General features: G+C 58.5%; 14 protein-coding genes. 8 read left to right on the top strand and 6 right to left on the bottom strand.

Translation table 11 applies throughout. The annotated features are described in order from the left end of the window. Window positions 1–152: 152 nt before the first annotated feature. The 4 genes from pstB to A3224_RS15995 all read left to right on the top strand — a co-directional run bounded on the left by pstB (window position 153) and on the right by A3224_RS15995 (window position 2,925). On the top strand, window positions 153–899 hold the full coding sequence (gene pstB, locus A3224_RS16010; protein WP_231902533.1) for a phosphate ABC transporter ATP-binding protein PstB: 747 nt from the start codon (window positions 153–155) through the stop codon (window positions 897–899). A 23-nt stretch (window positions 900–922) separates the two neighbouring features. After that, window positions 923–1,624: a phosphate signaling complex protein PhoU gene (phoU, locus tag A3224_RS16005; RefSeq protein ID WP_067156960.1), complete on the top strand. Its 702-nt coding sequence runs from the start codon at window positions 923–925 to the stop codon at window positions 1,622–1,624. Window positions 1,625–1,715: 91 nt separating this feature from the next. Then, window positions 1,716–2,042 carry an antibiotic biosynthesis monooxygenase family protein gene (locus A3224_RS16000; RefSeq protein ID WP_067156957.1) on the top strand — a complete coding sequence of 109 codons (327 nt, stop codon included), beginning with the start codon at window positions 1,716–1,718 and terminating at the stop codon, window positions 2,040–2,042. An 85-nt stretch (window positions 2,043–2,127) separates the two neighbouring features. After that, complete coding sequence (locus A3224_RS15995; protein ID WP_067156954.1) at window positions 2,128–2,925, top strand: putative porin; 798 nt, start codon at window positions 2,128–2,130, stop codon at window positions 2,923–2,925. 63 nt (window positions 2,926–2,988) lie between these two features. Here A3224_RS15995 and A3224_RS15990 read toward each other — a convergent pair whose 3' ends face one another. Then, window positions 2,989–4,266: a M48 family metalloprotease gene (locus A3224_RS15990; RefSeq protein WP_067156951.1), complete on the bottom strand. Its 1,278-nt coding sequence runs from the start codon at window positions 4,264–4,266 to the stop codon at window positions 2,989–2,991. Window positions 4,267–4,354: 88 nt separating this feature from the next. Here A3224_RS15990 and A3224_RS15985 point away from each other — a divergent pair, with 88 nt between their 5' ends. The 3 genes from A3224_RS15985 (at window position 4,355) to A3224_RS15975 (ending at window position 6,103) form a co-directional block, all read left to right on the top strand. Then, a complete protein-coding gene (locus A3224_RS15985) occupies window positions 4,355–4,834 on the top strand; it encodes a DUF4265 domain-containing protein (protein ID WP_067156948.1) in 480 nt (159 codons plus the stop codon). An 88-nt stretch (window positions 4,835–4,922) separates the two neighbouring features. Beyond that, window positions 4,923–5,696 carry a peroxide stress protein YaaA gene (gene yaaA, locus A3224_RS15980; RefSeq protein WP_067156945.1) on the top strand — a complete coding sequence of 258 codons (774 nt, stop codon included), beginning with the start codon at window positions 4,923–4,925 and terminating at the stop codon, window positions 5,694–5,696. A gap of 47 nt (window positions 5,697–5,743) precedes the next feature. After that, complete coding sequence (locus tag A3224_RS15975) at window positions 5,744–6,103, top strand: hypothetical protein (protein WP_067156942.1); 360 nt, start codon at window positions 5,744–5,746, stop codon at window positions 6,101–6,103. 31 nt (window positions 6,104–6,134) lie between these two features. On the opposite strand, the gene phoR is transcribed toward A3224_RS15975, so the two are convergent. From phoR to A3224_RS15955, 4 genes are all read right to left on the bottom strand, one after another. Beyond that, entirely contained in the window at window positions 6,135–7,436 is a 1,302-nt protein-coding gene (gene phoR / locus A3224_RS15970; protein ID WP_067156939.1) for a phosphate regulon sensor histidine kinase PhoR, read from the bottom strand. A gap of 88 nt (window positions 7,437–7,524) precedes the next feature. Continuing rightward, the gene (phoB, locus tag A3224_RS15965; RefSeq protein WP_067156936.1) at window positions 7,525–8,229 is read right to left on the bottom strand and encodes a phosphate regulon transcriptional regulator PhoB; all 705 of its coding nucleotides are present in this window, start codon (window positions 8,227–8,229) and stop codon (window positions 7,525–7,527) included. Window positions 8,230–8,340: 111 nt separating this feature from the next. Next, window positions 8,341–9,222, bottom strand: coding sequence for a 4-hydroxybenzoate octaprenyltransferase (gene ubiA / locus A3224_RS15960; protein ID WP_082817574.1), 882 nt, complete (start codon window positions 9,220–9,222; stop codon window positions 8,341–8,343). A gap of 1 nt (window position 9,223) precedes the next feature. Continuing rightward, window positions 9,224–9,826: a chorismate--pyruvate lyase family protein gene (locus A3224_RS15955; protein ID WP_082817640.1), complete on the bottom strand. Its 603-nt coding sequence runs from the start codon at window positions 9,824–9,826 to the stop codon at window positions 9,224–9,226. 219 nt (window positions 9,827–10,045) lie between these two features. Here A3224_RS15955 and A3224_RS15950 point away from each other — a divergent pair, with 219 nt between their 5' ends. Then, window positions 10,046–11,341: a dicarboxylate/amino acid:cation symporter gene (locus A3224_RS15950; RefSeq protein WP_067156933.1), complete on the top strand. Its 1,296-nt coding sequence runs from the start codon at window positions 10,046–10,048 to the stop codon at window positions 11,339–11,341. 25 nt (window positions 11,342–11,366) lie between these two features. On the opposite strand, the gene A3224_RS15945 is transcribed toward A3224_RS15950, so the two are convergent. Further along, entirely contained in the window at window positions 11,367–12,056 is a 690-nt protein-coding gene (locus A3224_RS15945; RefSeq protein WP_067156930.1) for a hypothetical protein, read from the bottom strand. Window positions 12,057–12,244 lie beyond the last annotated feature (188 nt).

The raw sequence follows: 12,244 nt of genomic DNA, 5'->3' as shown, positions 1-12,244 counted from the left end.
CCGGCGCTAAGATAAAGGGAAGATTTATGGATACCATGACCCTGGATGCCGCCGGTCAGACAGCGGCGTCCCAACCGGAATCGGCGGAAAGAGAAGCTGTGGACACCAACACCAGTAAAACCGTCGGCAAACCCTTTTGCGACGATGCCAAGATGCGGATGCGCAATGTCAATGTCTTTTATGGCGAAACTCAGGCGATACACGATATCAGTCTGGATATCGGCTGCAACGAAGTTGTGGCCATGATCGGCCCCTCGGGCTGCGGCAAATCTACATTTCTGCGCTGTCTGAACCGCATGAACGATACCATCGAGGATTGCCGTGTCGAGGGAGAACTGACCTTGGACGGAGAGCCTATCTACGGCCAGAAGGTAGATGTGGTGCCCCTGCGCGCGCGGGTGGGCATGGTGTTTCAGAAACCCAACCCCTTTCCCAAGTCCATTTATGAAAACGTCGCCTATGGCCCCAAGATTCACGGCATCGCCCGGCGCCGGGCGGAGTTGGATGAAATCGTCGAAAACAGCCTGCGCCGCGCGGGCCTGTGGAATGAAGTAAAGGATCGTCTCGACCAGCCCGGCACCGGCCTTTCCGGCGGCCAGCAGCAGCGCCTGTGTATCGCCCGCGCCATTGCTGTAAGCCCCGAGGTGATTCTGATGGACGAGCCCTGCTCGGCTCTGGACCCTATTGCCACCGCGCGCATCGAGGAGCTGATCAACGAGTTGCGTGAGAATTACACGATTGCCATAGTAACCCACTCCATGCAGCAGGCCGCGCGGGTCAGCCAGCGCACCGCTTACTTCCATCTGGGACGCCTGGTGGAGGTCAACGATACCGAGACAGTATTCACCAACCCACAACACGAACTGACCGAGGCATACATCACCGGCCGCTTCGGCTGAGGTGCCTGCGCAGAGAAAAGATTATGGAAATGCATTTCGACCAACACATCTCCCGTCAATTCAACGAAGACCTGGAGAGCATCAAGACCGAGATGCTGGAAATGGGCGGCCTCGTCGCCCGCCAGGTAGCCGATGCGGTAGATGCACTTTCCAACGCCGACAGCGAGCTGGCGGAAAAGGTGCTGCGTGCTGAAGAAGAAATCGACAAGCGCGAGATGGCCTTGGATGAACACGCCACCCTGATTATTGCCAAGCGCCAGCCCGCCGCCTCCGACCTGCGCATGGTCATGTCGGTGACCCGTATTGCCCGCGACTTGGAGCGCATTGGCGACGAGGCCAGTAAGGTTGCCAAAATGGCCATAGCGTTGACCGACGAAGGCTCTTCACCGCGCGGTTACACGGAAATCCGCCATATCGCCAACGCCGTGCGCAAAATGCTCAACGACGCCCTGGATGCTTATACCCGTTTCGATGTGATCGCGGCGATGCGCACCCTGACAGAGGATGAAAAGGTGGATATGGACTATCGTACCGCAGTGCGCGAGTTGATCACTTACATGATGGAAGACCCGCGCAGTATTTCCCGCGTGATCAACGTTCTCTGGATCCTGCGTTCCCTGGAGCGTATCGGTGACCACGCCAAGAATATCTGCGAGCAGGTGGTCTATTTGGTCGAGGGCGCCGATATTCGTCATGGCCACGAAGACAAACTGAAAACGAAATGACGTTTTCCTGTGGGAAATCCCCCATGCATACGATAAAAATGGCTGCACTAAGCGGCCATTTTTTTTGGCGACAAACAGGGAGAGATTGCCAATGAAGTACATCTTCGAGGTTCGCATTAAAGAAGGCCATACCGCTGAGGAGTACGCCGATATCTGGGTGCGCGCTTCTGAACTGATACAACGGGCTCCCGGTGCGCGCGGTACCGAACTGCATCGAAAAATCGGTGATCCCAGTACCCTGATTGCCATTGCCAGCTGGGAGAGCAAGGCACATCGAGATGCTATGGAGACACAGCACGACGCCGAGATCGATGAAATTATCCGCAGCGCTGCCCCTTTTGTTGAAGTGCGTCCAATCGGTGAATTTGAGGAACCTCAATGGGTGGTGAGACCAGCGGCCGAGTCGCGGAAAAAATAAGACTCATCCCCCGGTTCATATACTGTTCAGGCATCATCACTATAGTCCTCAGCTCCTGGTTGGAAATTTAAACAAGGAAACTGGAATGAAGTTTAAGTATCTCGCCCTGCCTTTGATGATTTGCTCCGCCACCGTTTCTGCGGAGGAATACACTTCTATCTCGGAGGCGAATTATTCAGAGGCTGAAAAATCTTTTGGAGATGTCGATCAATTTGATATCGGTACTACTTATTTCTTTGCCCCCAAGGAGACGATGGGGCCGCTGAAAGAGTTTGAATATATCAACAAAACAAGCAACCTATTTGCTGGCTACAGCTACCAGGATTATGACGGTGATGCCGATATACTGGCAGTAGGGGGTGAGTACTTTGCGGCCAACGGCTTGGTCGTTGGCGGAAGTGTTGCGGATTTCGAGGGGGACAATCGCTATAGGGCTTCCGTCGGATATCTGTTTTCCCCAAATTTCCTGCTGAGTCTTGAGAGTGAAAAATGGGAAGACCGCGACGCGGACTACTTTGTTAATGCAAGTTACAACCACCAGCTGAGTGGCAACGACTACATTGGCTTCAGCTTCTCCACTGATGACAATTTTGACAGCCGCACCCTGTCTTCCAAGTTCTTCAAAGAGTTAGGTGGTGAGACCTGGTTTACCGCCAATGCCAGTTACACCGCCAACGATGATTTTGAGGATATTTGGCTCGTTGGTACCGAATACTATTTCAGTAAGGCAACATCTATCTTTGCCAATTACAACAAGGAAGAGACTCTGGGCTTGGGTGTTTCCCACTTCTTCAACCGCAATATCGCCGGCAATATAGCCTACACCACTAATAGCGATACGGATGTTGATACTTTTCTGCTGGGCGTAACGGTTCAGCTCTGATAACCAGTTTCTGAAGCAATAAAAAAGGCCGCACTGCGCGGCCTTTTTTATTGGCAAAGATTATCACTGGCCGCTCAGCGCCTGCATGCGCGCCTGCGCTCTGCTGCCGATATCACCGCCGGCACTGGCCGCTGTCTGGTAGTGGTTGTAGGCGTTTTGCACCTGCCCCTGCTTTTCGTACACCTGCCCCAAATAGTAGTGCGCGTAGGGAGTCTCCAGATAATTTAGAGAGCGGTTCAAGTCCCGCTCTGCCGCGCTGTAGTCGTTCAGCTGCGCGCTGATAATGCCGCGCTTGAGCCAGTGGGAGAAGAGCGCGGGATTTTTTTGCACCGCGGCGTCATAGGCGCTGTGGGCCTCGCGGTACTGCTTATTGCGGGCGAGCAGATCGCCTTCCAGGGCATAGAAGGCTGCTTCCTTTGGCTGTTTCTGCTGCGCCTGACGCACCAGGCTCAGGGCCTGACTGTACTGCTTGTTGTTAACGGCTGCCAGAGCCTCGTCGTATTTCTGATAGGCATCGGCATCGCGTTTTAGCGAGGCTATTGCCTTTTGGTAGGCGGCGCGGTTGGTGACACCCCCGGAGGGCAACTGCTTGGCGTGTTCGATGTTTGCGTTGACACGCGCTTGGGATGGAGGGTGACTGGCAAAGAGCGCTTCCAGGCCGCTTGCCTGTTTACCCTTGGACAGTTCGACAAACTTGCGCTGCAGGCGCACTGCCCCCTGGGGATCGTAGCCGGCGGCGGCCATGTACTTCATACCGTACTGGTCTGCCTCGGACTCGTTGCTGCGGCTATAGCGGGCGATATAAGCGGAGCCCCCCAATTGGCCGCCGAGCGCAATCAGATCACCGTAGGCAGATTCTTGTGTGGCTGCACCCAGCACCGCCAGTCCGGCATTCAGCAGCGTTTGCTGCGACATGGCGGCGGCGGAGTGGCGGGCGGCGGCGTGAACGATTTCGTGGCCCAATACCGCAGCCAGTTCCGCCTCATCCTCAAGCAGCACCAGGAGGCCCCGGTTCACCGCAATCTTGCCGCCGGGCAGGGCCCAGGCGTTGGGCACTGAGTTGTTCAATACCACGAACTCGTAGGGAAGCTGCGGCTGGTCCGATACCTTTGCCAGCTTCTGACCCACTTGGTTGACATACTCTTGCAGTGACGGGTCGACATTGTACTGACCACCCTGTTGCTGCTGATTGATCGGATACTGCTGCTCCCCCAGAGCCAGCTCCTGGCTCGTCGACAGCAGTGACAGTTCTTTCTTGCCGGTAACCGGGTTGACCGCGCAGCCGGCCAGCAGCAACAGGGCCACGGCGGCTGCGGTGAATTTGGGTATACGCGAGATCATCGCTTCCTCCCTGTATAATGCTTGGTTTTAGTCAGCCATTTTACACAACACTGATACCCAACCGATGTTGCGTTTGGGGGGAGAAGTTATGACAGCACTGCAGGTCATCGAATTATTTGCCGGCACGGGCCCCGATGGCGAACCGGTAGTGGAGCGGCTGCAGGTGCGGGTGAATGAAGACAATAGCTGTCAACTGGTGCGCTCGCCGGCTTTCGTTAAGGGCATCGCCAGCGGCGATACAGTCAAGGTCAACAAAGACACTCGCCAGTTCGAGTTGGTCAGGCGCTCCGGCAACCTGGCGATTCGGGTCTTCTGCCGCGGCGACAGTGTGGCACTCTCGGACAAGTTGACACCACAGCTGGAAAAGCTCGGCGGAGAGTTGGATATGGAGAGCCCGCGCCTGCTGGTCTACTCGATCCACGTCAGTTGCGGTTTTGACAAAATAGAAAAAATACTCAACGGTGCCTGTGACGGCGCCAACAGCGTCTGGTATTACGGCAACGTCTACGATCCGCAAGACGGCCAGACACCGCTTAACTGGTGGCAGGATATTCTCAAGCCGGAATGAGCGCGAGGCCGGGCCCCAGCGCGGCTAAAGAATCCATTGAAAAAATTGCCGAGCTGGGGCTCGGCGCATGCGGCACACAAGGAATCCGATGTTAATTGTCATCTCCCCGGCCAAGACGCTCGATTACGAGAGCGATATACCGGCTCTCGATACCAGCCAGCCGGAGTTTCTGGAGGAATCCGCGGCGTTGATCGAGGAGCTGCGCGAGCTGAGCCCCCAGCAGATTTCTGCGCTGATGAAAATCTCCGACAAACTGGGCGTACTGAACTACGACCGCTTCCAGCAGTGGGAGCGCCCCTTTAGCGACGATAACGCCCGCCCCGCCCTGCTCGCTTTCAAGGGCGACGTCTACACCGGGTTGGCGGCGGAGACCATGAACAAGCGGGACTTCAACTATGCGCAGAAGCACCTGCGCATCCTCTCCGGTCTCTATGGCCTGCTGCGCCCACTGGATCTGATGCAGGCCTACCGGCTGGAAATGGGTACCAAGTTTGAAAATGCTCGCGGCAAAAACCTGTATGAGTTCTGGGGCGATGCGATCACCGAGGCATTGAACCGGCAATTGCAAAGCCTCAAGAGCCGGGAGCTGGTCAACCTGGCTTCCAATGAGTACTTCAAGGCGGTGCGGCCAAAGGTGTTGGATGCGGAAGTGATCACGCCACACTTTAAGGACTTGAAGAACGGCCAGTACAAGATGATCAGCTTTTTCGCCAAGAAAGCTCGCGGCATGATGAGCCGCTGGGCCATCGACCACCGGGTGAAAAAGGCGGAGGAACTGAAAGCCTTCGATGTCGCCGGCTACCGATTCAACGCCGCTATGTCGAAAGGCAACGATTGGGTTTTCACCCGCGATGAACCGTAAGCCGACGGCCAGCAACTGGTCTGGCGCCACACAAAGAGGGAGCAGATATGCCCGAATGGTTTGAAACCAGTGTCGTGATTGTTTTCGCGATTGCAGCAGTCTTTTTTTTCGCAAAGTACCGCGAGACGGCCGCCGCGTTGCACGAGAGTGAGCGCATGAAAAAGCGCCTTTCCAATGACTTGGATCGCTACCGCGATATGCCGCGCCTGCGCGCCCTGCGCGATGCACTGATTTCCGCCGGCACCCTGCCTGTAGACGACGAGGGCCGTGAGCACCTGCTGCTGCGCGACGCCGACCGCCAGCTGCATCATGTGACTCTGCATCGACAGTGCACCGCCGTCGGTGAAGGAGAGACGGTCACCTACCGAAAAGACGGTGAGGAAGTGGCGCTGCAGGAACTGGCGTAGTCCCCGGGAACCCCAGCCTGTTTTCGCCTGCTCACGTGGAAGTCGTTGATTCCAGCTTCTGTGCGGGAAAGTGCAGAGTGAAGGTACTGCCGCGACCCGGCACACTACTGATGGATAACTCCGCGCTGTGGCGCAGCAGGACGTGTTTGACGATGGCGAGGCCGAGGCCTGTGCCTCCGCTTTCGCGGGAGCGGCCCGCGTCCACGCGATAGAAACGCTCGGTGAGGCGCGGGATGTGAATGGGATCTATGCCGATGCCGCTGTCGGTGACCGAGAAATGCCCGCCATTTTCATCTACCCGCCAGCGCAGCTGAATGGGGCCGCCGTCCGGGCTGTACTTCACCGCGTTCAGGGCCAGGTTGGCGAAGGCGCTGTGCAGCTCATTGGCGTCGCCGGTAATGGTGGTATCCCCCTGGCAGTCCACGCTGATTTCGTGGCGGCCACCACTGAAGCTGCGCGCCTCCCGCGCCACCCTGCCAATCAATTCACCCACAGCCACTCGCTCGCGGCCGCTGTCGCGTTCGGAGGTTTCCAGCCGCGCGAGTAACAGCAGGTCATTCACCAGAGAGGTCATACGCGCTGTCTGCTCTCGCATCTGTGTCAGGGGCCTCTGCCAGCCCTGTGGCGCCTGGCCGCTGGCCTCGAGCGTCTCCAGATAGCCGGCGATCACGGTCAGGGGAGTGCGCAGTTCGTGGGATACATTGGCGACAAAGTCGCGGCGCATCTGCTCCAGTTTGTGCAGGCGCGTGATGTCGCGGACGATCACCAGTGCTTCGTCCTGGCCATAGTGGGTGACTTCGAGCTGTAGAATGCGTGTATCGTCACCCGGTGCGGGCATTGTCAGTGGTTCGTGCGCGCCCTCGGTGCCCTGCTGCAGATAGTTGACGAAGCCGGGGTCGCGCACGAAATTCACCAGCGGCTGGCCTGCGTCGCCGGGTTGCAGGCCCAACAGGTCACCCGCAGCCGGATTCCACCAGGCCAAGTTGCCGTCATCCTCCAGTGCCACTATCCCCTCTCGCAATGCGCTGGTGCTGTCCTGTACCCGACGCAGCATGGCGTGCAGCTTTTGCTTCTCGCGCCGGTGGCGGCGTTGTATGCGGTAGAAGTCGTCGGAGATTTCGCCCCAGATGCCAAACGCGGTAGGTGCCGGACCGCGGCGGCCGTTGATCAGCCAGCGGTAGAAACGCCGGTATTGCCACAATACCCAGCTGAGATAGACCGCCAGTCCCAGGGTGATGGATAACAGCCATTGTCCGCTGGCAACGCCGAAGATGGTGCAGCCGAGGGCGATGGTGATAAAGCGTGAAAACTCGCCAATACTGCGATCCAGCATAGAAGTGCCGTTATGTCTGGCGGCCGCGGTGCGGCAATCTGGCCACCGGCGCCGCGCCTGGTTGGGGGGTGCGGGTTTGCGCGGAATCTTACACTTTTTCCGCGGTTTGCACAGAAAAGCGGTAACCGGTGCCGCGCACCGTTTGTATGTAGCGGTCGTGACCGTCCAGGGCCAGGGCCTTGCGCAGTCGGCGGATGTGCACATCGACGGTGCGTTCCTCAACGTACACATTGCCGCCCCAGACGTGATCCAGCAATTGAGTGCGGGTGTAAGCGCGTTCCTGATGAGAAAGGAAAAAGGTCAGCAGGCGGAACTCGGTGGGGCCCATGTCCACCGCTTGGCCGTTGATGGTGACTCTGTGACTGATAGGGTCTAACACCAGACCACCGGCGGTTAGCGGCTCTTCTGGCTCTGTGGGGCCGGCGCGACGCAGAACTGCCTTCAGGCGCGCGACCAGTTCCCGTGGTGAGAAGGGTTTGGTGATGTAGTCGTCGGCGCCGGTTTCAAGGCCTTTGACCTTATGGTCCTCTTCGCCCTTGGCGGTGAGCATAATGATCGGCAGTGCCGCGGTGAGCTCGTCGCGTTTGAGGCGGCGCGCCAGTTCAACGCCGGAGACATCCGGCAGCATCCAATCCAGAAGAATTAGGTCGGGCTTCTCGTCGATGACCAGCGCGTGTGCTTCCTGGACGTTCTCCGCTTCGATGACTCGGTAGTCCGCCATCTCCAGCGCCACCCGCAGCATATCGCGTACGGCGGCTTCGTCGTCGACTATCAGGATCTTCTTGCTTTGCATCTGCCTGTCGCGCCCGCTTTTGAATCTGTTTTTTCCATTGATAGCCGAGGATTTAACGGCATTTTGGTTACAAATATATGACGGGTCCGCAACCGCGTTGGTGGTTAGACGCTAAACCAGAAGGAAATGGACGAAAATTCCGGCAAATATCGCGCCGCCAACCCAGTTGTTGTTGAGGAAGGCGCGGAAGCAGGCTTCCCTTTCGCGGTCGCGCACCAGCCACTGCTGATAGATGGAGAGCATCGCGGCGATCGCCAGCCCGAGGTAATAGGCAGTGCCCAGTTCGAAGCGCCCGCCAACCAGCAGTAGGGCAAAGAGCGACAGGCACTGCAGGGCAGCGGTCATCACCCTGTCCAGGTCACCGAAGAGTACAGCGGTGGATTTGACTCCGATCTTGAGGTCATCGTCGCGGTCCACCATGGCGTAGAAGGTGTCGTAAGCGACGGTCCACAGCACATTGGCTGTGAATATCAGCCAGGCTGCGGTCGGCAGTTCTCCGCGAACGGCGGTAAAGGCCATGGGAATCCCCATGCTGAAGGCGGCGCCCAGCACCACTTGCGGTAAGTGTGTGTAACGTTTTGCGAAGGGGTAGCCGAAAGCCAGCGCCAGTGCCGCCAGGGACAACAATATGGTTGGTCGGTTGGTGGTGAGTACCAGGGCGAAGGCGGTCAGGCTGAGCGCGGCAAAGAGTCCCAGAGCGCCGCGCGGGGATACACGCCCCTCCGCCAACGGCCGCCCGGCGGTGCGTTTCACGTGGCCGTCGATATGGCGGTCGGCATAGTCGTTGACGGCACAACCGGCGGCGCGCATCAGCACAACACCGAGAGTGAATACGGCAAACAAATGCAGGCCGGGCCAGCCACCGGCGGCCAGCCACAGGGCCCACCAGGTTGGCCACAGCAGCAGCAGTGTGCCGATGGGTCTGTCGAGACGCGCCAGCTGCCAGTAGGGCAAGGCAGCGGGCCAGTGCTTGGATATCTGTTGACTGATCACTTTAGCCCCCTGTTTGTTCGGCAGAGACTTCGGCGCGCGCCAGCGGTGCCCGCTGCGGGCGAAAGGCACTGAGAAAGGCCTCGGTTACCAGCAGCGGTTTGCCCCGCAGCCAGAAGGCGGAGCGGCGCCCCCAGGCACTGTCCCCTTCCCCGGCGAGTTCGGGCAGGTCACAGCGCGGGTTGCGGTGCAAGCGGTTGAGCGCAATGGGCCCGCGGCGGATACCCGCTTCACTGAACAGCAGCTCTCCCAGCGGTCGGTTGTCCAGGTTGCGCAGGTAGCGCGATCTGCCCCGCAGGCTGGATTCCGGTAGCACGCTGCGCGCATAGACCCAGGGCTGGCCGCGGCCGTACAGCAGTACTTCACGCACCAGGGCGCGGCAGCGGTCGCGCAGTGCCAGTTCGCGCCGCTCATCCATGCGCGGGTTTTGCCAGTGCTGCTTCAAAATGCGCACATGGAAATCGCCGTCCGCGAGCTCTCTGAGTGCCGCGGTAAGCGAGCCCGGGTGCAGCAGCCACGGCAAGAGTGCCGCTGGCGGTTGCCGGTGCCGGGATTCCTGTAGCCGGTTGAGCCACTCGCCGCTGGGTTCAAAGGGAGATTGGTACAACTGCAACTCCGCCATCGAATAAAGGGGCATTGTAAATGGGGGACCCATCTGTCGGGAACCGATTTACTCAGACAGTCGCTACCTGCGCAGGACACCGTAAAGGAGTATGCTGTGCGATCGCGGGGCCGGGCGATTCCGCGCGGGGCGCCTCCTCTGCTGCGTCAAGCATTTGTTATAGTGCCCGGCCGATTTGAATCCATAAGTCGAAGAGAGTTTTCCATGGGTCTCACCGCCAGAATCCTGATTGCCATGCTCGCTGGCATTGTCGTCGGTGTGCTGTTCAACTTCCTCAACAGCAGCCAGCTGCTAGGCAGCGGTATCACCGGCGTTATCAACAGCTACCTGACTGGGGGGCTGTTCGATGTGATCGGTCGTATCTTTATCGCTTCACTCAAATTGATGGTGGTGCCGCTGGTGCTGGTGTCACTGGTGTGTGGTGCCTGTGCCCTGTCGGAGGGGCACCGTATGGGGCCGCTGGCTGGCAAGACGCTGCTTCTCTATATGCTGACCACGGCGGTGGCGATCACGCTGGCGCTGTGCATGGCGCTTATCGTGCAGCCGGGTGTCGGCGTGGACGTGGCGCCGCCGGGCGGCGCCTTTCAGCCCAAGGAGTCACCGCCGCTGTCCGATGTGCTGGTGAACATATTTCCCACCAACCCCGTGGCTGCCATGGCCCAGGGCAATATGCTGCAGATTATTGTATTCGCATTGCTGATGGGGTACGCCATTTCCCGCTGTGGTGAGCCGGGCCAGAGGGTGGCCAGTTTTTTTAACGACCTCAATGAAGTCATCCTGCGTATGGTGGGAGTGCTGATGGTGTTTGCGCCCTACGGCGTCTTCGCGCTGCTGGCCAAGACGTTTGCGGAGCTGGGTGTGGAGTTTATCTGGGAGCTGGGCAAATACTTTCTGGTGGTGCTGATTACTTTGCTGCTGCACGCTTTCGGTGTTTACTCGCTGCTGCTGAAATGCCTGTCCGGGCTCAACCCGGTGCAGCTGTTCAAGAAGATGCGTCCGGCACAGGTGTTCGCTTTTAGCACCGCTTCCTCTGCTGCCACTATTCCGGTGACTCTGTCCACAGTTGAGAAGCGCCTGGGTGTGGATAACAAAGTGGCGGCTTTCACAGTACCTTTGGGCGCCACCATCAATATGGATGGCACGGCGATCATGCAGGGAGTGGCCACCGCCTTTATGGCGCAGATGTACGGTATTGAGATAGGGCTGGCGGGTTACCTGACGGTGATACTGACCGCGACCCTTGCCTCCATCGGCACGGCGGGCGTGCCCGGAGTGGGTCTGGTTATGCTGGCGATGGTATTGCAGCAGGTGGGTCTGCCGCTGGAGGGCATCGCCCTTGTGATGGGGGTTGACCGCTTGCTGGATATGGTGCGCACGGCGGTGAATATCACCGGTGACGCGGTGGTGAGTGTCATCGTTGCCAAGAGCGAAGGCGCTCTGTCCGTGGAGACATTCAATAACCGTAACTACGACAGTGTCGCCAACGCGGCAACGCCTTGAGCGGGTGGGGGCTTGAGCCCCCCGCTTACTCCGTTAACAGATCCCGCAGCTCATCGGCTTCCAGCTCGTCTTCCATTTTGTCGACGAGTTCTTTGGCCATACGCGACAGTGCTTGTTTAATGGCTTGCTCAGTGGTGTCCTCGACGGCGCCCCCGTTTTTCGGCGTTCGCACCTGATATTTTTCGCGGATCTTGAGCCTTTTGATATCCAGCGTTTCTTCGAGCAGCTGGCGTCCCGAGTGATCCTTCACCCTATAGTGGACGCTGCCCTCCAACTCCACAGTGCCCCGCTCCAGGTCGTAACCACTCTCGCTCTGCAGGTTGTTGAAATGCTTGATGACGGCCAGATCCAGCGCACTGTGCAGGGACAGCTGCCCCCCCTTGTCCACCAGGGGCACCTCTTCGCCGACGAAAAAAGCGCGCAAGCGGGAATCCAGCTCGCCCTCCAGGTACTGGCGGTATTTGCGCACGGCGGCTTCCTTCATCGAGGCGAGGCCGCCCCCCTTGCCCGCCTGAGCCAGCAGCAGTGCCAGGTCGGCACTGTCCATGGGGGGCAGGGGCATATCGATTTGGATTTCGCTGGGGGCGATAGTGAGGCTGGGGTTGCGGCTGTCGCCGCCGAAGCTAAGCAATCCGCCTTGTGCGGCAGCGGAAGTGGAGAAGGAAAAAATCAGCAAGCCGACCAGCGCCAGCGCGCGGGCAGTTATTCTCATCATCGGACTCTCCCTGAGTTTTATTTTTTATTAGAGGCGAACCGAATTCGTTTCAAAACGGCTTCAGTAGCCCGGTAAGGCTGCCATTCCCCGGGAGATAGGGCAAAAAATTTTGCTGACTCATGCGTCACTTCTCGGCTTCTGTGACGCCCGCTGTTGTAAATGATCGCGTTTAAAAAACTCTGATGAAA

Origin of the sequence: Microbulbifer thermotolerans (assembly GCF_001617625.1) — a bacterium.
GTDB lineage: Bacteria > Pseudomonadota > Gammaproteobacteria > Pseudomonadales > Cellvibrionaceae > Microbulbifer > Microbulbifer thermotolerans.
This window is presented reverse-complemented; position numbering and strand designations above follow the sequence as displayed.

Bases quoted from the DNA above. Each gene is read 5' to 3' on its own strand.
- pstB (WP_231902533.1), top strand. From the start codon at position 153: ATGCGGATGCGCAATGTCAATGTCTTTTATGGCGAAACTCAGGCGATA.
- phoU (WP_067156960.1), top strand. From the start codon at position 923: ATGGAAATGCATTTCGACCAACACATCTCCCGTCAATTCAACGAAGAC.
- A3224_RS16000 (WP_067156957.1), top strand. From the start codon at position 1,716: ATGAAGTACATCTTCGAGGTTCGCATTAAAGAAGGCCATACCGCTGAG.
- A3224_RS15995 (WP_067156954.1), top strand. From the start codon at position 2,128: ATGAAGTTTAAGTATCTCGCCCTGCCTTTGATGATTTGCTCCGCCACC.
- A3224_RS15990 (WP_067156951.1), bottom strand. From the start codon at position 4,266: ATGATCTCGCGTATACCCAAATTCACCGCAGCCGCCGTGGCCCTGTTG.
- A3224_RS15985 (WP_067156948.1), top strand. From the start codon at position 4,355: ATGACAGCACTGCAGGTCATCGAATTATTTGCCGGCACGGGCCCCGAT.
- yaaA (WP_067156945.1), top strand. From the start codon at position 4,923: ATGTTAATTGTCATCTCCCCGGCCAAGACGCTCGATTACGAGAGCGAT.
- A3224_RS15975 (WP_067156942.1), top strand. From the start codon at position 5,744: ATGCCCGAATGGTTTGAAACCAGTGTCGTGATTGTTTTCGCGATTGCA.
- phoR (WP_067156939.1), bottom strand. From the start codon at position 7,436: ATGCTGGATCGCAGTATTGGCGAGTTTTCACGCTTTATCACCATCGCC.
- phoB (WP_067156936.1), bottom strand. From the start codon at position 8,229: ATGCAAAGCAAGAAGATCCTGATAGTCGACGACGAAGCCGCCGTACGC.
- A3224_RS15950 (WP_067156933.1), top strand. From the start codon at position 10,046: ATGGGTCTCACCGCCAGAATCCTGATTGCCATGCTCGCTGGCATTGTC.
- A3224_RS15945 (WP_067156930.1), bottom strand. From the start codon at position 12,056: ATGATGAGAATAACTGCCCGCGCGCTGGCGCTGGTCGGCTTGCTGATT.